Source organism: Catenuloplanes indicus, from assembly GCF_030813715.1.
GTDB lineage: Bacteria > Actinomycetota > Actinomycetes > Mycobacteriales > Micromonosporaceae > Catenuloplanes > Catenuloplanes indicus.
This window is the reverse complement of sequence record NZ_JAUSUZ010000001.1, coordinates 7939809-7965466: the sequence shown is the minus strand read 5'-3', so window position 1 is coordinate 7965466 and position 25658 is coordinate 7939809. Positions and strand designations below refer to the sequence as shown.

Below are 25658 nucleotides of genomic sequence, written 5' to 3'. Positions count from 1 at the left end.
GGTCGCCCCCTAAACTTCCTCGTCGGTACGGCGAGCGGTCGGCTCGTCGGCGGGTGCGGCGGTCTCGGCGGCGGGGACCGGGGTCCGGGCGCCGGCGCGGGACAGCATCACCCAGGAGATGCCCAGCACGGAGAAGAGCATCGCCGGGAACACCGGGTCCTCCAGCGACGGCGCCAGCGCCGCGACCAGGACCGCGAAGACCAGCACCGCGATGCCCCACAGCGTGGTCGGGCCGGCCCGGTTCTCCTTCCAGCGTTCCTTCCGGTCGGCCCAGGAGCTGCGCAGCAGCGGCCAGGCCAGGAAGAACAGCCAGGTCAGGTACGCGAGGACGCCGAGCGTACCGGTCTCCACCAACAGGTGCAGCCAGAACGAGTCGACCTGCTTCTCGTTGGAGCCGTAGAGCTCGAAGCCGTCCGGGCCGAAGCGGGTGTCCTCGAACCACTTCGGGTCCGCGGTGTAGGCCGCGATGCCGCCGAACTGGCCGATGCCGTACCCCAGGACGGGCCGCTTGAAGAAGAGCTTGACGCCCTGCTGCGCGTAGAGCACGCGCACCTCGCGCTGCGGGATGCTGTTCTCGTCCTCGCAGCCGGCGTTGCCCTGGACGCAGAAGCCCTCCCGCTCCGCGCCGCTGGGCAGCGAGAGCGCGCTGGTCACACCGGCCAGGCGGCGGGCCAGCTCGGTGCGGTTCTCCGGGGAGATGGCGACCTGGCCGACCGCGAACGCGAGCACCATCGCGGTGGCGACCGCTATCACGACGTACTTGCCGCGGCGCAGGATCGCCAGCACGATCGCGGCGCCGAGGAAGCCGAGCGCGGACTCGCGGGACTGGGTGGCGGAGCCGGCCAGCGCGATGAAGCCGAACAGCAGCCAGAGCTTCCAGCCGACGTTCTTCCGCACCAGGAACCAGCAGAGCAGGCCGAGCAGCGCGAGCGTGAGGAAGTGACCCAGGTGGTTCGGGTGGTCCATCAGCGCGTGCGCCCGGTTGATCCGGGCCCAGGTCATGTTGTTCCAGCCGACCATCTGGTACGCCTGGTAGCCCGCGAGCGTCTGCCAGATCGCGAGGACCGAGTTGACGACGACGAGCGCGCCGACCGGGATCAGCGCCCAGCGGATGTGCTTCGGCGACGGGAACGCCACCCGCCACGCGTAGAACACGATCACGCCGCGCAGGTAGACGTAGCCGGCCTGGGCGATCAGTGAGAGCTCGGAGCCATTCACCAGACCGGCGAGGATCAGCACCACGCCGAGCACGGCGAGCGCGATGTCGGCCTTGGAGGTGAACTCGCGCCACCGCCGCCACTCGAGCGCGAGGACCAGTGCGCTGATCGCGAGCATGGACAGGTAGATGGCGTTCTTGAGCGTCTTGGGCCAGGTCGGCAGGTCTTCGACGACCCGGTTCTGGGCGTCGATCGTGGTGCTGCTGAACAGCACCTGGACCCACGCCTCGATCACGACCTCGACGAGGAGGAGGGACAGCAGGACGAGCAGGACTCCGGACAGCCAGCGGGGGATCAGACGTCGCGCCGTCGGCGCCGCATCATCCCGCTCGGCGTCACGCGCGAGAACCATCGAAGACAACCTGAACTCTTCCCGCCGCCACCGAGCCGGTGGCGGTCATTGTCGACCCGGTGGGGGCCGAACGCCGTCGGACAGGGACAGTGGCGGCGACCATGGACCGCACCGGTCCATGGAGCGGTCTCCGGCCACATTCATGGATCGCGGACGCCGGTGTGGGACCACCGTCCGCCGAAAGGCTACCTTTCACGCTGCGTCACCGCTACCCGGGGTGGCGGGCGTGCCGCGGCCTTCGCGCCACAGCTTGCGAAGGTCTCCGACCAGCACCGATGCACCGATCAAAGCGCCTAGCAGGGCGGCCGTGACGTCCAGCGGGACACCCGCGTCGAGGTGGTCCAGGACGGCCGCCAGGACAAGTGCCGATCCGACTACGCTGAGTGCACGTAAGACCGGGCCGAACCAGGACATCCGGAGCAGGCGCCACGCCGTGATCAGCGGGACGCCGGCCGTGATCGCGGTGCCGAGCACGTAGCCGGCCGCCACGCCGGTCGCGCCGAACGCGGGGGTCAGCAGCGCCACCGCCAGCAGGCCGGTGCCGGCACCGGCCACCGCGGCCAGTGTCGGAACCCGGACGTGCTCGCCGCTGGACAGCGAGTTCACGGCCGCGACCGGGATGACCGCGAGGTACGTACCGGCCAGGATCAGGCGCAGGATCGGCGCGCCGTCCGCGAACTCGCCGCCGCCGTAGACCGCCAGCACCTCCGGCGCCAGCAGGATCGCGCCGGCGAACAGCGGCGCGAGCGCGGCCAGCAGCGCGCGGGTGGACAGGTCGGCCTGTGTGCGCACGGCCTCGGCGTCGCCGGCACCGTGCGCCCGGGCCATCGCCGGGAACAGCACCATGCCGAGCGCGCGGGGCAGGAAGTAGAACGGCGCGACCAGCGTGACCGAGGCGGTGAAGTAGGCGACCACGCCGGGCGTGGCCACCCAGCCGGCCAGCAGCTGGGTGCTCTGCAGGAAGCCGCTCGCGCAGACCGTGCCGACGCAGGCGAGCGCGATGTAGACCCAGATCTCGCGACGGTCCGGGACGTACCCGTGCGGGAGTTCCCTGCGGGGGGCGCGCAGCCGGGCCCAGCCGGCCAGGCCGAACAGCGCGTAGCCGAGCGCCAGCGGCAGGATGTAGAGCGGCACGCCGGTCAGCACCACCGCCACGGTGGCGCCGATCGCGATCACGGACGAGGCGAGTTCCAGCTTCGCGTAGTGTGCGACCTCGCCGAACGCGTAGAGCGTGGCCTTCTGCACGGTGTACGCGCAGAAGGTCACGCAGAGCAGCACCACCTGGACCACGTCGATCGGGTCCAGGTCGTAGACGAGCCAGGCGAACCCGCCCGCGCCCGCGCCGAGCACCACGGCCGCGACCAGGCCGAGCCGGGACAGCATGCGGTCGACCGCGCCGACCGCACCGGCGTCGCCCCGGCCCTGCTGGAACGGGATGAACCGGGACGCGGCGCTGGCCAGGCCGGCCGGCAGCAGCAGGCTGGCGATCGTGCTGACCGCGACCAGCGAGCCGACCAGGCCGTAGACCTCCGGCTCGGTCGCGCGGGCGACCAGCGCGCCGTGCACGAGCCGGGTGAGGCCCAGCGCGACCAGCGCGGCGAGGCTGGCGATCCCGCTGCGCGCCATGCCCGGCGCAGCGGGACGCCCGGCCGTCACCGTCGTCTGCTCAACCACGGTTCTTCCGGGCCGCAAGCCGGTCGATCACGCTGAAGTAGATCTCCTTCTGCGCGCTCCAGCGCAGGCCCTCCATCACCTTGCCGGCGCGGGCCGCCTGCTCCAGTGCGCGGTCCGGGTCCTTGGCCAGCGCGATCATGGCCTCGCGCAGCGTCTCCGGCGTGGCCGGGTCGACGTAGGTGACCGAGTCCTCCGGGAAGTACCGCTCGATGACCGGGTTTCGGAACGTCACGCAGGGGACGCCGAGCGCGGAGTACTCCAGCAGCTTGGTGGGGAGCACGCCCTCGGTCCACTGGTCGAGCATGCTGGGGACCAGGCCGATGTGCACGTCGGTCAGCTCGCCGACGATCTCGGTCATCGAGTAGAGCCGGGTCGGCAGGTCGACCGCGTCCTCCAGGCCGAGCTCGCGCGCGGTGGCCGCGACCTCGTCGATGCCGTCGCCGCCACCCCTTATCTGCACCCGCGCGCCGGGCAGCGTCTCGCGCACGCCCTTGAGCGCCTTGACCACGTTGACCAGGCCGTGCCGCGGCGCGATCAGGCCGTGGTAGCTGAACACCACCTCGCCGTCCGGGTCCCAGCGGCGCGGCTCCGGGCGCGGCGCGAACAGGCGCTCGTCCGGGCAGTTCATCACGACCGAGACCGGCTTCCTGGTGTCCGCACGGACCAGGTCCGCGTACGGCTCGTGCACGGTCATGACCTCGGTGGCGAAGCGCAGCGCGGCGCGCTCGGAGAGCCGCACGCCGGACATGATCGCGCTCTTGCCCTCGAACTTCGCCGCGAACAGCTTGCTGGTCAGGTCGTGCACGTCGAGCAGCAGCGGCACGCCGGCCAGCCGCTGCGCGATGCCCGCGAAGACCAGCGCCTCCGGCATCGAGTGGGCCTGCAGCACGTCGAAGCGGCGCGGGTGGCGGGTCAGCCACGCGGTCGCGCGGGCGCCGAACGAGCCGTAGAGGCCGAGGTACGCCTTGGCGGACGAGCCACGGTACTTCTTCACCGGCAGGTGGATCACCCGGACGCCCTCGACCACGTCCTCGCGGGGGCGGCCCTCGGCCTCCAGCGCCAGCACGGTCACCTCGTCACCGCGCGCGACCAGCGCCTCGGCCTGGCGGCGGACGCGGGGGTCCGACTCGTACTGACTGATGACGATCATGCCGACGCGCAGCGGCCGTCGGGGGGTCTGCGGGGCTTCGGCGGCGCTGTCAGAAGTCACAGTAGCGGCCCGAGAGGTAGGAGTCGGGGACACCCGGAGACAATAGGTCGGCGCGCTTGTGCGGCACAGACCGGGGGGCCGTTGTGTGAGAAGCTTTCGCGCACGTTCACCGTCCGTAAGTCAGTGGCTCCCGAGGACTACCTTCGCATGACGGCTAGTGTGACGGGTGTGAACCAGCGACCGCTGCTCGCCGTCGACGCGCCCAGTCTGTACTTCCGCGCCTACTTCGGCATTCCCGAGTCGGCGGCCCGCGCACCGGACGGCAGCCCGGTCAACGCGGTCCGTGGCTTCACCGACATGCTCGCGACGTTGATCCGCACCCGCCGGCCGGACCGGGTGGTCTGCGCGCTGGACGCGTCCTGGCGGCCGGAGTGGCGGGTCGCGCTGATCCCGTCGTACAAGGCGCACCGGGTCGCGGTCGCACCGGCCGTCGAGGAGGTGCCGGACACGCTGGTGCCGCAGGTCCCGATCATCCTGGAGCTGCTGGCCGCGGTCGGCATCCCGGCGTTCGGCGTGGACGGTTACGAGGCGGACGACGTGCTCGGCACGCTGGCCGTCACCCAGCCCGGCCCGGTCGAGGTCGCGTCCGGCGACCGGGACCTGTTCCAGCTGGTCGACGACGCGCGCGGCACCCGGCTGCTCTACTGCGGCCGCGGCGTGGCGAAGCTGGAGGACGCGGACGAGGCCCTGGTCCGGGCGAAGTACGGCGTGGCACCCCAGCGGTACGCGGACTTCGCGGCGCTGCGCGGCGACCCCAGCGACGGGCTGCCCGGCGTGGCCGGTGTCGGCGAGAAGACCGCGGCGCGGCTGGTCGAGCGGTACGGCGGCCTGGACGACATCCTGACCGCGCTGGACGACCCGGCCGCCGGGTTCGCCGCCGGTCTGCGCACCAAGCTGGCCGCGGCCCGGGACTACCTGCGCGCCGCCGGGCCGGTCGTCCGGGTCGCCACCGACGTGCCGCTGCCGGTCACCGCGTTCGCGCTGCCGTCCGCGCCGGCCGACGCGGAGGCGCTGTTCGCGCTGGCGGAGAAGTGGAACCTGACCGGCCCGTGCCAGCGCCTGGTCGACGCTATGGCGTCGCCAGCCTGAGCAGCGCCGGCCCGAGCACCGCGTGCGCCTGCACGGCCGGGTGCGTGGAGCCGTAGTTGAGCACGTCGCCGAGCCGGTCCGCGAACAGCGCGAACACCACCGCGGGCCGGCCGTCCCCGTCGAAGATCACGCCGGCCTCGTGCCGGGACGCGAGGCCGTCCTGCCAGTCCGCGCCGTACTTGCTGGCCACCCGGGCCCGCTCCGGCGAGGACATCACCCGGCGTACGCCGTCGTGGTAGCCGCTGAGCGCGCGCAGCACGCCGAGCACGAACTCGGTGCTGGCCGGCGACAGCAGCGTGCCGGCCGCCAGACGGGTGAGCAGGTCGTGCGTCTCCCGCGGCGTGGTCACGCCGAGGAAGAACCGGTGCGGGTTCTCGACCGGCTCGACCCGGGTGTGCGCGAAGCCCTTCGCGGCCAGGATCTCGTTGATCTCGCAGGCCGGCACCAGCTGCCCGCACAGCCGTACCGCCGTGTTGTCCGAGACCAGCAGCAGCGCGGCCAGCGCGTTCGCGATCGTGACCCGGTCGCCCCAGACCGTCTGCAGCGCGTAGATGCCGCTGCCCGGAAGCACGATCTCGGCCGGTACGTCGATCCGGTGGTCGAGCGGGAACACGCCGCGGTCCACCGCGTCCAGCACGGCGACCGCCACGGCCACCTTCTGCACGCTGTACGCGTGCAGCACCGCGTCCGCGTCCTCCTCCAGCACCGGCGTGCCGTACCGGGTGACCAGCACGTGCCACCGGCCGCCCGCGGCGCCGGACGCCTCGCGGTAGAGCGTCGTCAGGTCGGTCCTCACGGCTCGGCATGGTAGATCAACGAGATCAGAACGGCTTCGCCGGAAGGCCGGCGAACGCGCGCCGGAGGTGCGCGGCGCATTCCGCGAGCGCGCGCTGTGCGGTGTCCAGCACCGGCGCGGCGGCGAGGAAGCCGTGCGGCACGCCCTGGTACCGGGTGGTGGTGACCGGGACGCCGGCCAGCGCGAGGTGGTGCCCGAACGCCTCGCCCTGGTCCCGCAGCACGTCCCGCTCCGCCGTGATCACCAGGGTCGGCGGCAGGCCGGTCAGCGACTGCCGGGGCAGGCCGAGCAGGTCGAGCCAGGGATCGTCGGCGGTGGACGGCGGCACCGCGTGGGTGAGCATCCAGGAAAGCGCGGTCCGGGTGAGCGGCTTCGCGTCCGCCTCGGTGGTCATGCTGTCGCCGGCCGGCGCGAGCGTGGTCAGCGGGTGGACCAGCAGCAGCGCGGCCGGGATCGTGCTGTCGGTGAGGCGCAGGTTCCACGCGGTGGCGGCGGCCATGGTCGCGCCGGTGGACTCACCGGCCAGCGCGATCCGGGCCGGGTCGGCGCCGAGGAACCGGGAGTGCGTCTCCAGCCAGTGGTACGTGGTGCGGATGTCCTCGAACGCGGCCGGGAACGGCTCCTCCGGCGCCAGCCGGTAGCCCGGGCAGGCGACGATCGCGCCGGTCCGATTCGTCAGTGCCCGGCATATCGTGTCGGCTTCCTCGGCCTCGGGCAGCACCCAGCCGCCGCCGTGCGCCCAGAGGATCACCGGCAGCGGCTCGGCCGGCCCGCCGGACGGGTGGTAGACGCGGACCGGGAGGCCGCCGTGCAGCAGCAGTGTGCGGGCGTCGCCGACCGGCTCCGGCGTGAAGCCGGGGGTGAGCGCGCGGACCGCGGCGGCCAGGCCGGGCCGGCGGCGGGCGCGGCCGACGGTGAGCGTCTCCAGCGGCGCCGGGTGCAGCGCCGCGAACGCGTCGAGCAGCCGCTGGGACTGCCGGTCGAGCAGGCCGGACGGGTCGGTGGCGAGGATGTCGCGGCGGCCGGAGACGCGGTCGCGGAGCCGGTCGACGGCCGCGGTGGCCGGGTCGGTGAGCCGGTGGGCGAGCGCACCGGCCGGGCCGTACGGGTGCGGGCGGGCCGGTGCCGCGCGCATCGCGGCGAGCCAGTCGCGGCCGAGCTCGGGCATGCGGTCCGGGCCGAGCTGATCGCGCAGCTGCGGCAGGTATTCCTCCTCTTCCTCGGCCGCGTGCTGGCGCACGTCGTCGATCAGCTCGGCGACCGCCTCCTCGAACTCCTCGTCGCCGGGCTCGCTCTGCTGGATCACCACCAGCAGCTCCTTGAGCCGCTTGTTCTCGTCGCGCAGGTGCTGGGCCTCGGCGACCGCGCCGGTCCGGGCGAGCGCGGGGCAGAGCACCCGCTCCTCCGCGTCGGTCTGCCGGGCCAGCTCGTAGGAGACCTGGTCGGCCAGGACCCGGCGGTCGCCACGGCCGGCCGCGAGGTGCTGCAGCTGGCGTTCGACGACCGCGTGTGCGTCCGCGACGATCCGGTCCAGGTCACCCGGGCCGGTGGGGTAGTTGAGCATGGCGACCTCCCTGCGACGTGGGTCCCAGTGAACGCCGCCCGGGTTGCCAGCGGGCCTGTTCGGCGAATTGTCAGCCGTTCGGCCGGGACGCCGCCGCGATCACCGTGGTCAGCGCGGCGTGCAGGTCCTGCAGGTCGGAGAGCGGAAGGCCGAGCCGCTCGATGACGGTGCCGGGGATCTTCTCCGCCTCCGCGCGCAGCGCCCGGCCGGCGTCGGTGAGCGTGACCGCGAGGCTGCGCTCGTCGCCCGGGTCCCGCTCGCGGCGGATCAGCCCACCCGCCTCGAGGCGCTTGAGCAGCGGCGACAGCGTGCCCGGGTCGAGCAGCAGCAGGCGGCTGAGCTCGGTGACGGAGAGCGGCGAGGACTGCCAGAGCGCGAGCATGACGAGGTATTGCGGGTGGGTCAGGCCCATCGGCTCCAGCAGCGGGCGGTAGACACCGACGACCGTGCGGGACGCCACCGAGAGCGCGAAGCAGACCTGTCGTTCCAGCGCGAGTATGTCCTCAGCCACGGTGCCATCGTACCGATAGTTGGTGTACAAAGTATTTGCACACCAACGGCTCGGGAGGGATCCATGGCGAAGCGGGCACCGGACGAGGGCGGCTGGGTCTGGCGGCAGCTCTACAAGGTCTTCGGTCCGGCCACGGTCTCCGGCGACGCGCTGCAGGGATGCACCCAGGAGGCGCGCGACCAGTGGAAGCGCCACCTGGAGGCGCGCAGGCAGGCGTCCCGGTAGGGACCAACGGCCCTGGCCCGCGGGCCCGGGTCCCCCTGTGCGATCGGCCGCGATCCGGCACGCTGATCCGTGGATAGAGATCGCATGAGGGGGTACGCGGTGACAGTGACCACCGTCGACGAAAACCTGCTGCACACGCTCGCCGAGCCCGGCGACGACGAGATCGCGAGCCTGGACGCCTGGTGGCGGGCGAACAACTACCTGACCGTCGGCCAGATCTACCTGCGGGCGAACGCGTTGCTGCGCGAGCCGCTGACCGCCGCCCACGTCAAGCCACGCCTGCTCGGGCACTGGGGCACCAGCCCCGGGCTGTCGTTCGTCTACGCGCACGTGTCCCGGCTGATCCAGCGGACCGGGCAGCAGGCGATCTACCTGGCCGGCCCGGGGCACGGCGGCCCGGCGCTGGTCGCGGCCGGTTACCTGGAGGGCACGTACTCCGAGATCTACCCGAGGGTGTCCCAGGACGAGCCGGGCATGACCCGGCTGTTCCGGCAGTTCTCCGCGCCGGGCGGCATCCCGAGCCACGTCTCCGTCACCACGCCCGGGTCCATCCACGAGGGCGGCGAGCTGGGGTACGTGCTGGTGCACGCGTTCGGCTCGGTGATGGACAACCCGGACCTGCTGTCGATCGCGGTGGTCGGCGACGGCGAGGCGGAGACCGGTCCGCTGGAGGGTTCCTGGAAGGGCATCTCGTTCATCAACCCGGCCCGGGACGGCGCGGTGCTGCCGATCCTGCACCTCAACGGCGCGAAGATCGCCGGTCCTACCGTGCTGGCCCGGAAGAGCCCGCAGGAGGTGCACGCGCTGCTGGAGGGCCACGGCTACGAGGTCATCGAGGTCTCCGGCGCGGACCTGCCCGGCATGCACCGGCGGTTCGCGGCCGCGCTGGCCGACGCCTGGGGCCGGATCCGCGCGATCCAGCAGAGCGCGCGCGGCGGTGACTGGGACGGCTCCCGTCCCCGCTGGCCACTGATCATCATGCGTACGCCGAAGGGCTGGACCGGCCCGGACGAGGTGGACGGCACGCAGGTCACCGGTACCTGGCGAGCGCACCAGGTGCCGCTCTCCGGCGTCCGGGAGAACCCGGACCACCTGCGGCTGCTCGAGGAGTGGATGCGCTCGTACCGCCCGGAGGAGCTCTTCGACGACCAGGGCCGGCCGACCGAGCTGGTCACCGCGCTGAACCCGGCCGGCGACCTGCGGATGAGCGCGAGCCCGCACGCGAACGGCGGCCTGCTCACCAAGGACCTGGACATCCCGGACTTCCGCGATTACGCGATCGACGTGAAGGCGCCGGCCACCGAGAAGGCCGAGTCCACCCGCAAACTCGGTGAACTGCTGCGCGACGTCTACCGGGCGAACGACGACCGGTTCCGGCTGTTCTGCCCGGACGAGACGAACAGCAACCGGCTCGGCGCGGTCTTCGAGGCGTCCGACCGCGGGTTCATGGAGCAGACGTTCGAGCACGACACCGCGATCAGCCGGGACGGCCGGGTGATGGAGGTGCTCTCCGAGCACAACTGTCACGGCTGGCTGGAGGGCTACAACCTGACCGGCCGGCACGGCATGTTCGCCACCTACGAGGCGTTCGCGATGGTCTCCGCGTCGCAGACCGTGCAGCACGGCAAGTGGCTGCAGGAGTCGCGGCGGCTGGACTGGCGGGCGAAGGTACCGAGCCTGAACGTGCTGCTCACCTCCACGGCCTGGCGCAACGACCACAACGGCTTCTCGCACCAGGGGCCCGGCCTGATCCAGGTGGTGCTCACCCAGCGCGGCGACATCGCCCGGGTCTACCTGCCGCCGGACGCGAACACGCTGCTCAGCGTGGCCGACCACTGCCTGCGGTCGCGGTCGTACATCAACCTGATCGTGATCGACAAGCAGCCGCAGCCGCAGTGGCTGGGCATCGACGAGGCGATCGAGCACTGCGCCCGCGGCGCCGGCATCTGGGACTGGGCCGGCAACGACGACGAGACCCGCGAACCGGACATCGTGCTGGCCTGCGCGGGCGACGTGGTGACGATGGAGACCGTGGCCGCGGCGCAGATCCTCAAGGAGCGGCTGCCGCAGCTCTCCGTGCGCGTGGTCAACGTGGTCGACCTGATGGCGCTGGTCCGGCCGAAGGACCACCCGCACGGCATGAGCGAGACCCGGTTCACGGAGCTGTTCACCGACACGGTCGACGTGATCTTCGCGTTCCACGGCTACCCGGGCGCGATCCACCAGCTGATCCACGGCCGGCCGGACGCGGACCGGTTCCGGGTGCGCGGCTTCGTCGAGGAGGGCACCACCACCACGCCGTTCGACATGACGGTACGGAACCGGGCCTCGCGCTACCACCTGGTGCTCGACGCGATCAACAACGCGAAGCGGCTGCCGCGCGGCGCGGCCGACCTGAAGGACTGGTGCACGGCCAAGCTCGCCGAGCACGAGGCCTACGTGGTCGAGCACCTGGAGGACATGCCGGAGATCCGCGACTGGTCGCTCTAGATCAAACCCGTTCGGGGGTACGGCTGGGAGAACGTACCCCCGGACGGGTTTTCCGGTCGTCGGCGGCTTTTGCCGCGCCGACGGGTCCTGGGCAGCGCGGGCATAGACTGTTCACGTGACCACCCCCGCCCGCCCTGCCGCTCCGACACGCACGGGTGCGGCCGCCGGGCACCTCGGTTACTTCCACGAGGCCGCGTTCTACGGCTCCCCCGCCGAACTGCTCGCGATCGTGCTGCCGTTCCTGCTGGACGGGGTGGCCGCGGGCGAGCCCACGCTGGTCGCGCTCGGCGACGAGCGCGCGGCGCTGATCAAGGACGCGCTGCCGCCGGACGTCAAGGTCGACTTCGTGGCGGCCGGCACCCGCTACGCCCGGCCGGCGTCCGCGATCCGCGAGTTCCGGGCGATGTTCGCCGGGCACACCGAGGCCGGCGCCGCGCAGATCCGGGTGGTCGGCGAGCTGCCCGCGGCCACGTCCGGCCGGTCCTGGGACGCATGGGCGCGCTACGAGTCCGCGATCAACCACACGTTCGACGACTTCCCGGTCTGGGGCATCTGCGCCTACGACCGGCTGCGCACGCCCGCGCACGTGCTGGCGGACGTGGCCCGCACCCACCCGCGCACCGCCGCGCCCCACGGTCAGCACCTGCCGCACCCGTCCTACCTGGCACCGGCCACGTTCCTGCCGATGACCCGCACCCGCCCGCACACCGGCGAGCCGCTGCCCGCACCGCACCTGGAGTTGCACGGCCCGCCCCCGGCGGAAGCCCGGCGCGCGGTCTTCGCGGCCGGCACCGGCCGGCTCACGCGGGACGCGCTCGACGACCTGGCCGTCGCGGTCAGCGAGACCGTGACGAACGCGCACCGGCACGGCACACCACCGGTCACGGTGCGGCTGTGGGCGCTGCCGGACCGCGTCACGGTGTCGGTGACGGACGCCGGTCGCGGGCCCGCCGACCCGTTCGCGGGCCTGCTGCCGGCCGGTGACGGCGCGCGCGGCGGGCTCGGGCTGTGGGTCACGCACCAGTGCTGCGACGCGGTGGCCGAGCGGCATGGCCCGGACGGCTACACGGTCGAGATGACGATGCACGCAGCACCGCCACCCTCCCCTCGGTGACGAACGCGCGGGCCGGACCGTCTCGCATCGCCGGACCGGCCGGCGCGCACGTCGAACCTGGGCACTCAGCCGGACGGGCCGGTCCCGCCCTCCCGCGCACGGTGAGGGGTGCCGGGTGCCGCCGTCAGCCGCCGATCCGGAGCGTCTCCGCGAGGTTGCGGCGCCGGCGGATCACGGCCTCGGCCGGGGCCAGCAGCGCGGCGGTGGCCAGCACAAGCGCGAGGACCAGCGCGATCTGCCACCACGGCGCGGTCAGGGCCGGGTCGGCCTGCTGACCGGTCAGCAGGCGCAGGGCCAGCGGCTCCCGGGTCAGCCAGGCCAGGCCGAGGCCGAGAAAAGGGCCGGTGATCGCGGCGGCCAGCGCGGGCGGCAGCAGCTCACCGGCGGCCACCCAGCGGGTGTCGCGGGGGCGCAGGCCGAGCGTGCGGAGCCGGCCGAGCGTGCGCCAGCGTTCCGGTGCGTCCGCGGCGGCGCCGAGCAACAGGCCGAGCAGGCCGAACCCGAGCAGCGCGACCGCGGCGGCCCGGGCGAGCAGCAGCAGGCCGGCGGTGAGCGGGGCGTCACGGCGGGCGTCGAGGACGTCGTCCCGGATCACGGTGGTGCCGGCGACGCCGGCGTTCCGGACCGCGTCGGCCGCGCCGGGGCCGGTGACCCAGACCGTGTTCGGCGTGATGGTCAGCCCGGCCGCGGCCAGCGCGGCCGCGTCCGCGATGACCAGGTCCGGGGCGTCACCGGCCCGGGGTGCGTCACCGGCCGCGAGCAGCGGCACCGAGGGCTGCGCCTCGCGCAGCAGGTCGAGGCGCCCGCCGGTCCGCATGACCCCGTCACCGGACCGGACCAGGACCGGGACCGGTGCCGTCGCCGGGCCCAGGCGGTCGAGCCGGGCCGCGCCCTCGATCGGGGTGTCGGCCAGCAGCCGCCGGAACGCGGCCGGGTCGACCGCGAGCAGCCGGACCGTGACGGCCTGGCCGTCCGCGACCACGCGCACACCGTCCAGCATCTGCCCGGTCGCGGTCCGCCGGACGCCGGGCGCCGCGGCGATCCGCGCGGCCACGTCCCGCGTGGATCCGGCCGCGCTCGCCGCCACGTCGAGCCGGGCGTCCGCACCCGCGGTACGCCAGGCACCGTCGGCGAGCCCGCGGGTGGTGGTCGCGTCGAGCGTCAGCGCGAACGTGGCCAGTGCCGTACCCGCGACCATGGCCAGCAGCGGCAGCGCACGGCCGGAGGTGACCGCGGCCCGCGCGGCGCCGAAGACCGCGAGCGGGCGGCGGGAGCGCAGCGACCGGCGCAGCGCGAAGCCGGTGCCGAGCGGCATCAACCGCAGTACCAGCAGCCCACCGGCGACCGCGGCGAGCGCGGGGGCACCGGCCGGGAGGCCGTCGTCGCCGGCCACGATGCCGCGCTGGCGGAGCGAGACGAACGCACCGATCGCGGCCAGCACGACCGCAGCCTCCAGCGTGACCCGGCGGATCTGCGCGGTGCGCGCGACCCAGACCCGGGCGGACCGGTTCGCGGGCGCGCGGCGGTTGCGGGTGGCGCGCGCCGCGGTGACCGCGCCGAACGCCGGGCCGGCGACCGCGGCCACGATCACCACCGGCAGCGCCCAGATCCAGGCGACGTCCGGGGTGAGCTGCCGGGCGAGCGCGAGACCGGCCGCGCCCGCGAGCAGCGCCAGCAGCACGGATTCGACGAGCAGTTCGAGCGTCAGGTCGGGCAGCGACGCGCCGCGCCGCCGGGCGGTGACCAACGCGGGCGCGCGCCGCCGGGCGAGCAGGTCCGCGGCCAGCACCAGCACCAGCCCGGCGGCCGTGATCACGGCGATGAGCAGCACGGACGCCTGGGTGACGGCGGCGTCGACCGCGCCCCGGGCGTCGCTGAGCACCTCGTCCAGCCGTGTCTCCCAGCGAATCGTCTCGCCGCGTTCGCCGGACGTCGCGGACGTGGTCTTGAGCTTGACCACGGCGGCGGCCAGCGCCTCCGCGGACGTCCAGGTGAGCGTGCCGGTGTCCGGGTTGAGCCAGATCGTCTGCGCGAGCTGCTGACCGGAGAGCGCGAGCCGGGCGTCCGGCAGCGACTCGCGGGACAGCAGCGCGCCGAACCGGGTGATGCCGGCCCCGTCCGCGCCGGCCACCGGCTCGACCGCCGCGGGCGCGATCCGCCACGCCGGGTCCGCCGGGTCGACCGGGCGGTACAGGCCGCTGATCAGGATCGTCCGCTCCAGGCCGGTGGAGTCACGGACGACCAGGCGGTCCCCCGGCCCGACGCCGAGCGTGACCGCGGCCGGCTCGGTAAGCCCGGCCTGGACCGTCCACGGCGCGTTCAGGGCGCGTTCCACCCGGCCCTCCTCGGTGGCGGCGGGCGCGGCACCGGCGACCCAGACGACGCCGGGTCCACCGCCGGCGTCCGGTGAGTTCGCGAGGTAGGTCAGCTGGAGCGTGCGCGGCGCCGTACCCGCGACGATGCTGAACGGTTCGCTGAGCACGGACGCGATCGCCGGCTTCAGCAGCGCCTCGATGCCGGTGTCCAGGCTGGCCCCGGCGATCCGCCGGGACGAGTCGACCTCCTCCGGCAGCTCGGGGTAGCGCACCCGGGTGCCGTTCAGGCCCTCGTCCGGCGTCCAGCCGACCTGCACGCGTACGGTCGCCTCGGCACCGGCACGGCGGACCGCGTGCCGGACCGCGGCGTCCGCGGTGGCACGCAGCAGCGGCGGCACCGCGGACGACAGCAGCGCGGTGACCGCGACCACGATCGCGACCAGCGCGAGCGGTCCGGCGTCGGCGCGCGCCCGCCCGGCCACGCTCGGCCAGTGCGGGGCCGGTACCGGCCTCATGACGCCACCCGCAGGTGCGCCGCGTCCGCGCGCCGGGCCTGCACGGACACCACCACGGCGACGGCCAGCAGGCATCCGGTCAGCAGCGCCGCGAACAGCCCGGCCTCGGCCACCCAGGGCCAGTACGGCAGCGCGTCCGGCACCGGCGCGGCGCCGGTGTCCGACCGGACCAGCGACGGCGCGACCAGCACCGTGGCCAGCGCGCCGACCAGCGTGCCCGCGACGATCAGCGGGATCAGCACACCGGCGTGCTGGCCGAGCAGCACCCGCCGGATCTCCCGCCGCGTCATGCCCAGCCCGCGCAACCGCGCCACCTCCAGCGCACGGACCTGCAGGTCGCAGGTGACGTGCAGGATCACGCCGGCGAGCAGCAGCAGCGCCGCCGCGGGCACCAGCAGCCGGAGCGTGGCGGGCAGCCCGGCGCGCAGCGGCCCGCCGGTGAGCCGTGCGGTCTCGCCGTCCCGGGTGAGCACCGGGCCGAGGTGCAGCGCCGCGGCCCGTTCCGCGGCGCCGGGGGCCGGGCCGCCGACCCAGAGCGCGTCCACCGGCGGCGTCACGTCGCCGCTGTGCAGGATCAGCGCGCGGGACAGCCAGTCGACGTCCGCGAGCAGCGCACCGGCGCCGGGTGCGGACGGCACGGCCGGCAGCACGCCCTCGATCCGCACGTCCACCGGCGACGCACCGATCGCGATCGAGAGCAGCTGCCCCGGGCCGACGCTCAGCTCGTCCGCGAACCGCTGGGAAATCATCACGGGTACCGCCGCGACCGTGCCGAACACGCTCGCGACCAGCGTCCGGCTCGCCTCCGGCGGGCCGGCCATCGACACGTCCGCGCTCATCCGGAGCACGCCGCCGGTGAGTTCCACGGCCGGGTCCTGGATCGTCTCCGGCATCACCCCGGCGGAGTGGCCCCGCCACGCCGCACCCGGGGCACTCCCGGCGCCCGGCACGGTCAGCGCGACCGAGATCGTGCCGTCGCCGTCGGTGGCCTGCGCGTCCGGGTCCGCGAACAGCGTCGCCCAGTCGATCCGGACCGGCATCACCACCGCGACCAGCTCCAGGCCGTCCGCGGCGACGCAGTCCGGCAGCGGGTGCGCGGCGCCGTCCAGCGGGACGGTACCGGCGATGCACGACACGCGCGCGCCGATCCGGTCCTGGAACACCAGCCGCGGCGCGACGAACGTGGTCAGCGCGGCCGTGGTCGTGCCGGTCACGGTGATCGGGGTGCCGGCCGGCACCGGGATGCCCGCGGGCAGCGGCTCCGGCGCCAGCGTCGCGCCCACGCCGGCCCAGGTGCGCCCGCCGTCCAGCCGGCCACGTAGCAGCTCGGCCGCGTGCGCGGTGTCCGCCGCGATCAGCCGGGGCGCGTCGCCGCCGGTACCGAGCCACTGCCCGACCGCGACCGGCCGGTCGGCGACCACGCTCACCGTGCCACCGGTCGCGGCGGCGACGGCCGCGCCCTGACCGGCCGCGGCCGCGGTGTCCAGCGTGATCGCGAGGTCGGTGCCGACGCCGAGCGCGGCCTGATCGACCTGGGACCGCTGCCAGGTGGCGTCGAAGCCGGCACCGAACGTGGCAGCGGCGCAGGCCAGCCCGACCAGCAGCCCGGCCGCGACCGCCTGCGGCCGGCGGGCCGCCTCGAACGCCGCGAGCGGGACGACGAAGCCACGGGCCCGGCGGGCCAGCCGGTCCGCGACCGCGAGCGCGGGCGGGGCCAGCCGGAGCGCGAGCGCGGCACCGGCGAGCAGCAGCAGCGCGGGTGCCAGCACCCGGACCGCGTCCTGGCCGGCGCCGGCGCCGGCCGGCTGCGTCCACAGCTGCCACAACCCGACGCCGGCGAACGCGACCAGCAGCACGTCCGTACCGGAGCGGGCCAGCATCTCGCCGCGTGAGCGCCGGTCCCTGACCTCGGCGACCGGCCGCAGTGCGAGCGAGACCAGGACCGCGGTCAGCGCGAGCGCGCCACCGGCGACCGTGAGCACCTGGATCACGGTGACGCCCGGTTCCTCGGCGAGGCCGGCGGCGCGCAGCGCGGGCAGCCGGGTCAGCGCGGCGTGCAGCGCGGACGACGCCGGTACCCCGAGCGCGACGGCCAGCGCGGCGAGCAGCAGCGACTCGGTGATCGCGGTCGCGGCCAGCTGCCGCCGGCCGAAGCCGAGCGCGGTCAGCAGCGAGGTCTCGACGGTACGGACGCCCGCGGTCAGCCGCCCGGCCAGCGCCAGCGCGGTCGCGGTCAGCACCGAGCCGAGGATCGCGACCGACGCCACCGTGGCCGTGGTGACCCGCTGCTGCAGGTCCGCGGCCGCGAGCGTGCGCGGCAGGGCGGTGGAGATCCGCTCGATCTCCACCCGGTCGCCGAGCACGCCGCCGAGCCGCCGGTCCGCCGCGCGTACCCGGGTCTCGATCGCGTCCAGGTCCCGGCGGTCCGCGGCGGAGAGGTCCGGGAGCGCGGTGACGTCCAGCCGGTCCAGCGAGGAGCCACTGGCCAGCACCGCGTCCACGCCGACCAGGAACGGGCCGTACGTGGCGAGCGGGCGCTGGAACCGGCCGTCGTTGTAGGCGGCGTCGAACCCGGCACCGGCCAGCGGGTCGCGGTCCCACCCGCTGCCGGGCAGCGCCGCGACGATGCCGACCACGGTGACCTCGAAACCGGCCGGGCGGTCCGGCGAGTTCTCCGGGCCGAACGGGAGCCGGTCGCCGATCGTCAGGCCGAGCAGTGACGCGGTGGTGGGCAGCAGCGCGGCCTCGTACCCGCCGCCGGGCAGCCGGCCCTCGAGCACCTCGACCCGCGACTCCAGGTCGGTGATCGCGGACAGGTAGCCCTGGGACGGGAAGTCGCCGCCCTTCGGCATCGTCGGCAACGGCCGGAGCAGCGTGGACGTACGGGCGGAGAGCGCGGCCGGCAGCGGGGCGAGTGCCTCGGTGAGCACGGCGCCGCTGTCGTCCATCACCGAGCGGGCGTCCCGGCCGGCGACCGTGACGGTGTACGCGGTGACCGCCGTGTCCTCGGCCGAGGCGCGGGCGGCGGCGACCTCGACCGCGCGCTCGCCGGTGCGGGTGACCAGCAGCGCGCAGACGCCGAGCAGCGTGACGCCGACCGTGACCACCGCGAGCAGCGCGGCCAGCAGCGGCCACTGCGCGCGCGCCCGCCGGGCCAGAAAACTCATGCCGGCGCCCATGATCCGCTCGTGAGCGCGCTCATTCGATGATCCCGTCGTGGATGTCGATCACGCGGTCGGCCAGCGCCATCATCACCGGGTCGTGCGTCGAGACCAGCGCGGTGACGCCCTCGGACTCGACGATGCCGCGCAGCAGCGCCATCACGGCCAGTCCGGTCTCCGCGTCCAGCTGTCCGGTCGGCTCGTCCGCGATCAGCAGCCGGGGACTGGCCGCGAGTGCCCGCGCGATCGCGACACGCTGCTGCTGGCCGCCGGACATCTCGCCCGGTCGCTGCGCCGCGTGGCCGGCCAGGCCGACCAGTTCCAGCAGCAGCTGGACGCGCTTCTCCCGCTCGGCCGCGGGCGTGCGGGCCAGGCGCAGCGGCGCACCCACGTTCTCGGCCGCGGAGAGCACCGGGATCAGGCCGAACGTCTGGAACACGTACGCGACGCGCTCGCGCCGCAGGTGGGCCAGGCCGTCCTCGTCGAGCGCGGTGACCTCGACGTCGTCGACGTGGACCGTGCCGGTGTCCGGGCGGTCCAGGCCGCCGATCACGTTGAGCAGCGTGGTCTTGCCGGAGCCGGAGCGGCCGACCAGCGCGACCATGGTGCCGGCCTCGACCTCGAACGACACGTCCCGCAGCGCGTGCACGTCGCCGAACCGGCGGCTGACACCCCGTACCCTCAAGATGTTCATGCGTTGTCCCGCTTGATCGAGACGTGGTCGGACTCGAGCGCGAGCCGAACCCGGCGGGTCAGCGCGAGCGCCTCGCGGTACTCGCGCGGCACCTGCACGCGACCGGCCCGGTCCATCACCGCGTACTCCTCCGCGATCACCTCGTGGTCGCCGTCGCCGTTCACGGCGGCGCGGCGCAGCACCTCGCTGCTGGTGCGCCCGTCGCGGATCGCGACCGTGCGCTCGACCTGCCCGCTGACCGCCGGGTCGTGGGTGACGACCACGACCGTGACGCCGAGTTCGCGGTTGACGTCCCGCAGCACGCCGAAGACCTCGGCCGACGTGGTGGTGTCCAGCTCGCCGGTCGGCTCGTCGGCCAGCAGCACGCGCGGCCGGTTCGCCAGCGCGACCGCGATCGCCACCCGCATCTGCTGGCCGCCGGAGAGCTGCGCCGGCCGCCGGTCCGCGAGCGCGCCCACGCCGAGCATGTCCAGCAACTCCACGGCACGCGCTTTCCTGGCCCGGGCGGGGGTGCGCGCCGCCGTCATCGGCAGGTCCACCATCTGCCGCGCGGTCAGGTACGGCACCAGGTTGCCGGCGGTCTGCTGCCGGACGAACCCGACCGTGTGCCGCCGGTAGCGCACCCGGTCGGAGCGGGACATGTCGAGCAGGTTCCAGGTGTCCACCCGCGCCCGGCCCGCGGTGGGCGCGTCGATACCGGCCAGGATGGACAGCAGCGTCGACTTGCCGGAGCCGGAGGCGCCCACGACCGCGACCATCTCACCCGCGTCCACGGTCAGGTCGAGACCCTGCAGCGCCTGCACCTCGATCGAGCCGGTCTGATAGATCCGGACCAGGTTCTCGCAGACGATCAGCGAGTCCCCGCCGAACTCGGGCGCCCTCTCCGGCGGTGCGGGGAGGGACAGCGGTCTGGTGGTCATCCCTCTCCTCCACAGGTGGGTCGCGCAGACCCTATACATCGATATCCGCTTGGTCAACGATCTTGAGGGTCCGGATGTATACGCCCCCGTATGGGTGAATCGGCGCCGATTCCGGCCGGGTCTGAACCTTTTCGGCGGCGACCCGCGTAGGACCCGGTGCGCGCACGTTCATGAATCCGAGCCCGCTGGGAGTGGTGGCAGACATGCAATGGCGATACGGCACCCTGAAGAACCGCAAGGCGATCGGCGCGGCCGTCGTCGCAGGCGCGATCGTGGTGGCCGGCGTCACGGGCCTCGGCTTCGCCAACGCCGGAGAGAACAAGAGCGAGGCGGCGGCCACGGCCGGCCTGATCAACGTCGAGGGCCAGCAATTCGACGTCTCCGAGTGCGCCGCGGTCGAGATCAACGCCGGTGTGGTGCTCTGCGACGGCGCGGAACTCGCGCCGGAGGGCGGCGCGGACGCGGTGGAGGCGGCGCAGGCCGCGGCGGTGGCGCTGGACGAGTCGTGCGACGTGTTCGCGGCCGCGCTGCAGACCGCGCAGGAGGACGTCGCAGACGGGGGCGCGGCCGAGGAGACCGCGGCGCCGGAGGAGAGCGAGTCCGCCGAGGACGCCGCCGCGAGGGAGAAGGCGGAGAAGGAGATCGCCGCCACCACGAAGTCGGCGAAGAAGTCCGCGGAGATGGCCGCCGGCTGGGCGGAGAAGGCCGAGGCCGAGGAGCGGGCCGCGAAGGGCGCCGGCGAGGGCCCGGCGCACAAGGGCGAGGCCGCGGACCAGGACGAAGCCGCGGGCGACGACGCGGCGGCTGACGACGCGGCGGGTGACGACGCCGCAGCCGGCGACGCGGAGGCCGCGGACGCGGCTCAGGCCGTCGCGGACGCGCAGACCGTGCTCTTCGAGGCCTGCCTGGCGCTCGCCGAGGCGAAGGCCGCCGCGGGCGTCGGCGGCGTGGACGAGGCCGGCGCTGATGACGCCGCGGGCGCCGAGGGCGAGGCGGGTGCCGCCGGCGCCGAGGGCGAAGCGGACGCCGAGGGCGAAGCGGACGCCGGCGCCGAGGGCGATGCCGCCGCGGAGGGCACCGAGGGCGCCGCATACGACGCGAACGGCAACCCCGTCGGCGAGAACTGATCCCCTTCTCGCCGTATCGCGAAGGCCCCCTCCCGGCGCATCGGGAGGGGGCCTTCGCGCCCTTCATCGACCTTCGACTATTGGCAAGCTTCAATGCCCCGGACCACCGTACGGCTTCGGGGAGGCCGTTTCCATGCCGCTCTCCAGCGTCGCGTCCACCGAGAACGCGGGCGTAATCCGCGACGGCGCCGGTGTCGCCGCGATCCCGCGGGGCCTCCGCCCGATCGGGTCGGCTTTCGGCGCGAGGGTGCCGGAGAACCGGCGGCGGTGCTGTCCTGAAGGGGTCAGGCAGACGAGCCGGTGGCAGCTGGAGCCGATATGGACCCGATACAGATCCTCTGGGCGCCCGACGGCGCCTCGATGCCGCACCTGGGCGCGAAGGCGCTCGTCGACGTGACGGACGGCGACACCCCGAATCTGCGCATGCCGGTACGCATGCTGAGCGTGGACACGCCGGAGGTGACCGCGCGGTCGGCGGACCGGGCGGCCGCGATCGATCAGGACTTCAAGCAGCTCGCGTCGTGGATGGAGGAGGGCCGTGCGCCGATCGGCGACGCGCTGGCCGAGCACCTGAAGCCGCGGCTGGAGACCGGGCACGCCGGGACGCTGCACTTCAGCCAGGGGCAGGCCGCGTCCGCGTTCGGCAAGGCGAACATGACGGCGCGGCTCACCCGGCCGAACGGGACGAAGCGGAACCTGTTCGTACGGACCGCGGACGCGCCGTTCGACGGCAACCACCGGCTGCTGGCGTACGTCGCGCCGGACTACTCGGCCGCGGAACGCCGCACCATGACGCGCGAGCAGCGGTCCACGTTCAACCTCGACCTGGTCCGGGCCGGGTGGGCGGCGCCGTTCGTGATCCACCCGTCGATCCCGGGCGCGGCCGACCTGGCGCTGCTGGTCGAGGCCGCGGTGGAGGCGCGCGCGGCCGGGCGCGGCATCTGGGAGTCGGCGGAGACGCTGCTGGCGTACGAGTACCGGTCGATGGAGCGGCTGTTCCAGATCACCCGGTCGCTGGTGGAGGGCCGCGAGCTCACCGGCAGCCCGCACGCGTGGCGGGAGCGGTACTGCGCGGACATGCGGACGCGTGAGTTGTTCGGCCCGGAGGACTACGTCCGGGTCGGGCCGGAGTACCGGCTGTGGCTCTGGCCGGGCGACCTGCGCGGCGCGATCCGCGACCTCAACCTGGTGCCGTCCGCCGCACTCACGCTGCAGCCCGGGTGAGCGCGTTCGCGCTTGCAGCCCGGGTGAGCGTGGGCGGCAGCGCGAACGTCCAGCCGTCCGTGCGCAGCCGCGGGACCGGCAGTGCCAGCGCGGCCAGGACAGCGGCGACATATCGAAGAAGGCGCATTTTCACAGGATGGTGCGCGCGCGATCGCGGACGCCCCGATGCGACGGGCAACCGGCACCGAAAGCGTCCCGCGCAAGCATCCGGGACCCGGATGTGTCTACGATCGGATCATGCCATTGACCGGAGAGTACGCACCCAGCCCGTCCGACTACGCACGCGAGCAGGCCGAGACGTTCGAGGCGTCGGACGGCGCGGAGCGCGGTGACCTGCGTGGTAAGCCGATCATCGTGCTGACCTCGGTCGGCGCGAAGAGCGGCAAGCTGCGCAAGACACCGCTGATGCGGGTCGAGCACGACGGGCGGTACGCGGTGGTGGCCTCGCTCGGCGGCGCACCCAAGCACCCGGTCTGGTACTACAACCTGATCGCGCACCCGCACGTCGAGCTGCAGGACGGCGACGAGAAGCACGACTACGACGCGCGCGAGGTGCACGGCGCCGAGCGGGCGGAGTGGTGGGAGCGTGCCTGCGAGGCCTGGCCGGACTACGCGATGTACCAGACGAAGACCGAGCGCGTGATCCCGGTCTTCGTCCTGGAGCGACGCTCGGCGTAGATACGCCGACAGGCCGTCCCGGTCAGGAATCCCTCGGATCCGGGCCGGCACGACGGGTGCGAACCGGGCCGCGGTCGCCCGGCCGCGGCCGGGGGCACCCGGCCCGGACGTCGCGCAGCAGCGGGGCGTGGACGCCTGGAACGTGGTGGCGCCGATGCCGTGCCCGGCATCGCCCCGGATCGGGACATGGCGACATGTCTCAGGTCGTGCAGTACGCCAGGCGGCGATCGGAGCGGCGGGCGGCCCAGATCGCGAGCGCCCACAGCGGATGGTTCAGCAGGATCTTCGAGACCGTCAGCCAGCCGACCTCGTCCTGCGCGTAGAACCGGTACAGCACCGCGAAGCGGGTGGCGAAGACCGCGGCGAGCACGGCGGTGGCGAGATCGTAGCCGTGCAGCGAGACCGGGTCGTGCCGCCAGGACGGTCCGGCACCGCGTAGCACGCTCCAGAGCACGCCGACCAGCGGACGGCGAACCATGATCGAGATCGCCAGGAGCACGGCGGCCACGCCGTACCAGGCGATGTCGGCCAGGAAGAAGTCACGGGCCTCACCACTGCGGGCGGCCAGCGAACCGGCGATCACCACGCCGGCGAGGCCACCGGCCGCGGGCCGCAGCGACTGACCGCGGAACGCGCGCCACACCGCCACGGCCAGCGCCACGCCGGCCGCGACCGCGATCGCGGGGTGGAGGCCCCACAACCCGTTCGCCGCGACCAGCGCGACCGGTGGCAGCGACGACTGCACGAGACCCGCGAATCCCCCGGCACGTTCCCACAGCTCGTCGAACCGCGTGCTCATGCCTCGGCCCTCCCGGCGGAGACGGAGACCCGGGCGCGCGCCGGGTCGTCGCCGTAGCCGATCAGCAGCCGCAGCGTCATGTCGTCGAGCACGAACCGCACCTGACCGGGCGGGAGCAGTCCGGCGATCGCCATGGTCACCAGACCGTGCCGCATGCTCCACAGCTGCGCGGCCCACACCTCCGGCGCCGCGGGCAGCCCACCGGCCGCCGGGAACCGGCCGGCGCCGACGCAGCGGCGGACCAGCGCGACCAGCCGCGTGTACGTCCCGACGCCGAGGTCGTCGGCCTCCGGTGGGCGTTCGACGAACATCGCGCGGTAGAGATGCGGGTTGCGCACACCGACGGCGAAGAGCACGTCGCAGGCGGCGACCAGGCCGGCGACCGGGTCGTCGGCGCGGGGCAGCGCGTCCAGCTCCGCGTGCAGGCGGGCGAAACCCTCCTCGCGGACCGCACGGTGGATCTCGGCCATGCTCCGGAAGCGGCTGAACACGGCCATCGTCGAGGTGCCGACCTCGGCGGCGAGGCGGCGGCTGGTGAGCGCGGCCGGCCCTTCCTCGCCCAGGATCCGGCCGGCGGCCTCGACCAGTTTCGTACGGACCTCCGGGTCCGCGGCGCGTGGGCTCATGCGCTAAAAATATCGCCGTTATATATCGCCGGTAAAGAATCGGTCCGCCATTCGCGAAACCAGACCACCGCGGTACGGAAGGCGAGATCCCGGCACGCGCGGGTGGCGGCGTCCGGCGAGCCCCGGCCGCGCGGGTACCGGCGCGCACGGGTCCTGGCCGCCCGGGCCCCGGCGCCTGCGGGACCCGGCGCGCGGGTGCCCGCGCCTACGGTCACCCGCGTCCTGGCGCTGCGGCCCCCGGGTACCGGCGCGCGGGATCCCGGCGCCGTGGAGGCCGGCACACGAAGACGGCCCGGCGTGACCGCCGGGCCGTCGTTCGGGGAGGTGGTGTCAGGCCTTGTTCCTCGGCTCGAAGCCGTTGAAGCCGGAGCCGCCCGGCGTGGACGCGCGGCGTGGCTGCTGCTGGAACGCGCCACCGGCCGCGATGGCGCCGCGGCGGCCACGCCCCGGCGGCAGACCCGCGGAGGCCGGACCCGCGCCACCGGCACCGGTGGAACCGGCCGGGCCGGGTACGGCACCGGCGGCACGGCGCGAGTCCATGTAGGCGAGTGCGGCCCGGTCCTCGTCGGACGGCACGGCCAGCATCGCGTAGACCAGCCCGATGACGCCGATGATCACACCGACCACGATCGGCACCAGCAGCGTGCCGGACGAGACGCCGGTGTGCCGTACCGTCTCGGAGTGCAGCTCGACGTGCATCGCGGTCATGCCGGTGAAATGCATGCCGTTGACCGCGATGCCCATGATCAGCGCGGATCCGACGATCGCCCACGCGCCGCGCACCCGCACGGACAGCCACAGCGCCACGATCGCGGCCACCACCGCGATCAGCACGGACAGCACCACCGGCACCGGGTCGTAGCCGATCGTGCCGTCCAGCTGCATGGCGGCCATGCCGGTGTAGTGCATGGCCGCGACGCCGATGCCGGTGAACAGCCCGCCACCGATGATCGTGACAGCGTTCGCCCGGCCGAAGCCGACCAGGCTCAGGCCGATGCCGACCGAGACGATCGCGAGCAGCAGGCTGGCCACGGTGAGCGGGACGCCGTACCGGATGGTGGTGCCCTCGACGCCGAAGCCGAGCATGGCGATGAAGTGCATGGTCCAGATCGCGGTGCCGCCGAGCGCGATCGACGCGCCGACGATCCAGCGCGCACGCTGGCCGGTGGAGGTCGCCTCCCGGGCCCGAACCGCGCAGGTGAGCGCGAGCACCGAGCCGAGCACCGAGAGGGCGTAGCTCAGAATCGGCGTGATCACGCCGTACTCGAAGTGGTGTATCTGACCCGACACCGCAGCGCCTTCCCCGATCGGACGTGAGACCCCGTCCGATGGTCGCGCCCACATTTCGGGATCGCCA

Annotated in this window: 21 protein-coding genes; 7 read left to right on the top strand and 14 right to left on the bottom strand. The window is 74.0% G+C overall.

What is annotated here, in order from left to right; genetic code table 11:
- Positions 1-9: 9 nt before the first annotated feature.
- The 3 genes from J2S42_RS35565 to J2S42_RS35555 form a co-directional block, all read right to left on the bottom strand.
- Positions 10-1569: an O-antigen ligase family protein gene (locus J2S42_RS35565; protein ID WP_307246421.1), complete on the bottom strand. Its 1560-nt coding sequence runs from the start codon at positions 1567-1569 to the stop codon at positions 10-12.
- 192 nt (positions 1570-1761) lie between these two features.
- Positions 1762-3243, bottom strand: a complete 1482-nt coding sequence (locus J2S42_RS35560) for a lipopolysaccharide biosynthesis protein (RefSeq protein WP_307246419.1) — start codon at positions 3241-3243, stop codon at positions 1762-1764.
- A complete protein-coding gene (locus tag J2S42_RS35555; protein ID WP_307246417.1) occupies positions 3236-4453 on the bottom strand; it encodes a glycosyltransferase family 4 protein in 1218 nt (405 codons plus the stop codon). The genes J2S42_RS35560 and J2S42_RS35555 overlap by 8 nt, the downstream gene beginning before the upstream one ends.
- A gap of 147 nt (positions 4454-4600) precedes the next feature.
- Here J2S42_RS35555 and J2S42_RS35550 point away from each other — a divergent pair, with 147 nt between their 5' ends.
- The gene (locus J2S42_RS35550; protein ID WP_307246415.1) at positions 4601-5542 is read left to right on the top strand and encodes a 5'-3' exonuclease; all 942 of its coding nucleotides are present in this window, start codon (positions 4601-4603) and stop codon (positions 5540-5542) included.
- Here J2S42_RS35550 and J2S42_RS35545 read toward each other — a convergent pair.
- From J2S42_RS35545 to J2S42_RS35535, 3 genes are all read right to left on the bottom strand, one after another.
- Positions 5523-6338: a serine hydrolase gene (locus tag J2S42_RS35545; protein WP_307246413.1), complete on the bottom strand. Its 816-nt coding sequence runs from the start codon at positions 6336-6338 to the stop codon at positions 5523-5525. The two genes, J2S42_RS35550 and J2S42_RS35545, sit on opposite strands and share 20 nt — an antisense overlap.
- 25 nt (positions 6339-6363) lie before the next feature.
- The gene (locus J2S42_RS35540; protein ID WP_307246411.1) at positions 6364-7902 is read right to left on the bottom strand and encodes an alpha/beta hydrolase fold domain-containing protein; all 1539 of its coding nucleotides are present in this window, start codon (positions 7900-7902) and stop codon (positions 6364-6366) included.
- A 70-nt stretch (positions 7903-7972) separates the two neighbouring features.
- Positions 7973-8413: a MarR family winged helix-turn-helix transcriptional regulator gene (locus J2S42_RS35535; RefSeq protein ID WP_307246409.1), complete on the bottom strand. Its 441-nt coding sequence runs from the start codon at positions 8411-8413 to the stop codon at positions 7973-7975.
- A 63-nt stretch (positions 8414-8476) separates the two neighbouring features.
- Here J2S42_RS35535 and J2S42_RS35530 point away from each other — a divergent pair, with 63 nt between their 5' ends.
- From J2S42_RS35530 to J2S42_RS35520, 3 genes are all read left to right on the top strand, one after another.
- Positions 8477-8638 (top strand): hypothetical protein, encoded by a 162-nt coding sequence (locus J2S42_RS35530; RefSeq protein ID WP_307246407.1) that lies wholly within the window; start codon positions 8477-8479, stop codon positions 8636-8638.
- Positions 8639-8722: 84 nt separating this feature from the next.
- A complete protein-coding gene (locus J2S42_RS35525) occupies positions 8723-11128 on the top strand; it encodes a phosphoketolase family protein (RefSeq protein ID WP_370879326.1) in 2406 nt (801 codons plus the stop codon).
- Between the two features lie 115 nt (positions 11129-11243).
- Positions 11244-12242 carry an anti-sigma factor RsbA family regulatory protein gene (locus J2S42_RS35520; protein ID WP_307246405.1) on the top strand — a complete coding sequence of 333 codons (999 nt, stop codon included), beginning with the start codon at positions 11244-11246 and terminating at the stop codon, positions 12240-12242.
- 124 nt (positions 12243-12366) lie between these two features.
- On the opposite strand, the gene J2S42_RS35515 is transcribed toward J2S42_RS35520, so the two are convergent.
- The 4 genes from J2S42_RS35515 to J2S42_RS35500 are packed head-to-tail and all read right to left on the bottom strand — an operon-like array spanning position 12367 to position 19847.
- Positions 12367-15072: an FtsX-like permease family protein gene (locus tag J2S42_RS35515; protein ID WP_307246403.1), complete on the bottom strand. Its 2706-nt coding sequence runs from the start codon at positions 15070-15072 to the stop codon at positions 12367-12369.
- The gene (locus tag J2S42_RS35510; protein ID WP_307246400.1) at positions 15069-18239 is read right to left on the bottom strand and encodes an FtsX-like permease family protein; all 3171 of its coding nucleotides are present in this window, start codon (positions 18237-18239) and stop codon (positions 15069-15071) included. The genes J2S42_RS35515 and J2S42_RS35510 overlap by 4 nt, the downstream gene beginning before the upstream one ends.
- A 31-nt stretch (positions 18240-18270) precedes the next feature.
- Positions 18271-18927, bottom strand: a complete 657-nt coding sequence (locus tag J2S42_RS35505) for an ABC transporter ATP-binding protein (RefSeq protein ID WP_307246398.1) — start codon at positions 18925-18927, stop codon at positions 18271-18273.
- On the bottom strand, positions 18924-19847 hold the full coding sequence (locus tag J2S42_RS35500; RefSeq protein ID WP_307246396.1) for an ABC transporter ATP-binding protein: 924 nt from the start codon (positions 19845-19847) through the stop codon (positions 18924-18926). The genes J2S42_RS35505 and J2S42_RS35500 overlap by 4 nt, the downstream gene beginning before the upstream one ends.
- A gap of 203 nt (positions 19848-20050) precedes the next feature.
- Here J2S42_RS35500 and J2S42_RS35495 point away from each other — a divergent pair, with 203 nt between their 5' ends.
- The gene (locus J2S42_RS35495; protein ID WP_307246394.1) at positions 20051-20974 is read left to right on the top strand and encodes a hypothetical protein; all 924 of its coding nucleotides are present in this window, start codon (positions 20051-20053) and stop codon (positions 20972-20974) included.
- A 318-nt stretch (positions 20975-21292) separates the two neighbouring features.
- A complete protein-coding gene (locus J2S42_RS35490) occupies positions 21293-22198 on the top strand; it encodes a thermonuclease family protein (protein ID WP_307246392.1) in 906 nt (301 codons plus the stop codon).
- Here the strand turns inward: J2S42_RS35490 and J2S42_RS35485 are convergent.
- Entirely contained in the window at positions 22179-22325 is a 147-nt protein-coding gene (locus tag J2S42_RS35485; RefSeq protein WP_307246390.1) for a hypothetical protein, read from the bottom strand. The genes J2S42_RS35490 and J2S42_RS35485 overlap by 20 nt on opposite strands.
- 110 nt (positions 22326-22435) lie before the next feature.
- Between J2S42_RS35485 and J2S42_RS35480 the strand changes: the two genes are divergently transcribed.
- Positions 22436-22876 carry a nitroreductase family deazaflavin-dependent oxidoreductase gene (locus J2S42_RS35480; protein WP_307246388.1) on the top strand — a complete coding sequence of 147 codons (441 nt, stop codon included), beginning with the start codon at positions 22436-22438 and terminating at the stop codon, positions 22874-22876.
- Between the two features lie 199 nt (positions 22877-23075).
- Here the strand turns inward: J2S42_RS35480 and J2S42_RS35475 are convergent, their stop codons facing one another.
- From J2S42_RS35475 to J2S42_RS35465, 3 genes are all read right to left on the bottom strand, one after another.
- The gene (locus J2S42_RS35475; RefSeq protein ID WP_307246386.1) at positions 23076-23675 is read right to left on the bottom strand and encodes a DUF3159 domain-containing protein; all 600 of its coding nucleotides are present in this window, start codon (positions 23673-23675) and stop codon (positions 23076-23078) included.
- Positions 23672-24301, bottom strand: coding sequence for a TetR/AcrR family transcriptional regulator (locus J2S42_RS35470; RefSeq protein ID WP_307246384.1), 630 nt, complete (start codon positions 24299-24301; stop codon positions 23672-23674). Before J2S42_RS35470 ends, J2S42_RS35475 begins: the two co-directional genes overlap by 4 nt.
- 330 nt (positions 24302-24631) lie before the next feature.
- Positions 24632-25591 carry an MHYT domain-containing protein gene (locus tag J2S42_RS35465; RefSeq protein ID WP_307246381.1) on the bottom strand — a complete coding sequence of 320 codons (960 nt, stop codon included), beginning with the start codon at positions 25589-25591 and terminating at the stop codon, positions 24632-24634.
- Positions 25592-25658 lie beyond the last annotated feature (67 nt).

Excerpts from the sequence above, each read along its gene's own strand:
- J2S42_RS35565 (WP_307246421.1), bottom strand. The coding sequence starts at position 1,569 with ATGGTTCTCGCGCGTGACGCCGAGCGGGATGATGCGGCGCCGACGGCG.
- J2S42_RS35550 (WP_307246415.1), top strand. The coding sequence starts at position 4,601 with ATGACGGCTAGTGTGACGGGTGTGAACCAGCGACCGCTGCTCGCCGTC.
- J2S42_RS35540 (WP_307246411.1), bottom strand. The coding sequence starts at position 7,902 with ATGCTCAACTACCCCACCGGCCCGGGTGACCTGGACCGGATCGTCGCG.
- J2S42_RS35530 (WP_307246407.1), top strand. The coding sequence starts at position 8,477 with ATGGCGAAGCGGGCACCGGACGAGGGCGGCTGGGTCTGGCGGCAGCTC.
- J2S42_RS35525 (WP_370879326.1), top strand. The coding sequence starts at position 8,723 with ATGAGGGGGTACGCGGTGACAGTGACCACCGTCGACGAAAACCTGCTG.
- J2S42_RS35515 (WP_307246403.1), bottom strand. The coding sequence starts at position 15,072 with ATGAGGCCGGTACCGGCCCCGCACTGGCCGAGCGTGGCCGGGCGGGCG.
- J2S42_RS35510 (WP_307246400.1), bottom strand. The coding sequence starts at position 18,239 with ATGAGTTTTCTGGCCCGGCGGGCGCGCGCGCAGTGGCCGCTGCTGGCC.
- J2S42_RS35505 (WP_307246398.1), bottom strand. The coding sequence starts at position 18,927 with ATGAACATCTTGAGGGTACGGGGTGTCAGCCGCCGGTTCGGCGACGTG.
- J2S42_RS35500 (WP_307246396.1), bottom strand. The coding sequence starts at position 19,847 with ATGACCACCAGACCGCTGTCCCTCCCCGCACCGCCGGAGAGGGCGCCC.
- J2S42_RS35495 (WP_307246394.1), top strand. The coding sequence starts at position 20,051 with ATGCAATGGCGATACGGCACCCTGAAGAACCGCAAGGCGATCGGCGCG.
- J2S42_RS35490 (WP_307246392.1), top strand. The coding sequence starts at position 21,293 with ATGGACCCGATACAGATCCTCTGGGCGCCCGACGGCGCCTCGATGCCG.
- J2S42_RS35485 (WP_307246390.1), bottom strand. The coding sequence starts at position 22,325 with ATGCGCCTTCTTCGATATGTCGCCGCTGTCCTGGCCGCGCTGGCACTG.
- J2S42_RS35480 (WP_307246388.1), top strand. The coding sequence starts at position 22,436 with ATGCCATTGACCGGAGAGTACGCACCCAGCCCGTCCGACTACGCACGC.
- J2S42_RS35475 (WP_307246386.1), bottom strand. The coding sequence starts at position 23,675 with ATGAGCACGCGGTTCGACGAGCTGTGGGAACGTGCCGGGGGATTCGCG.
- J2S42_RS35470 (WP_307246384.1), bottom strand. The coding sequence starts at position 24,301 with ATGAGCCCACGCGCCGCGGACCCGGAGGTCCGTACGAAACTGGTCGAG.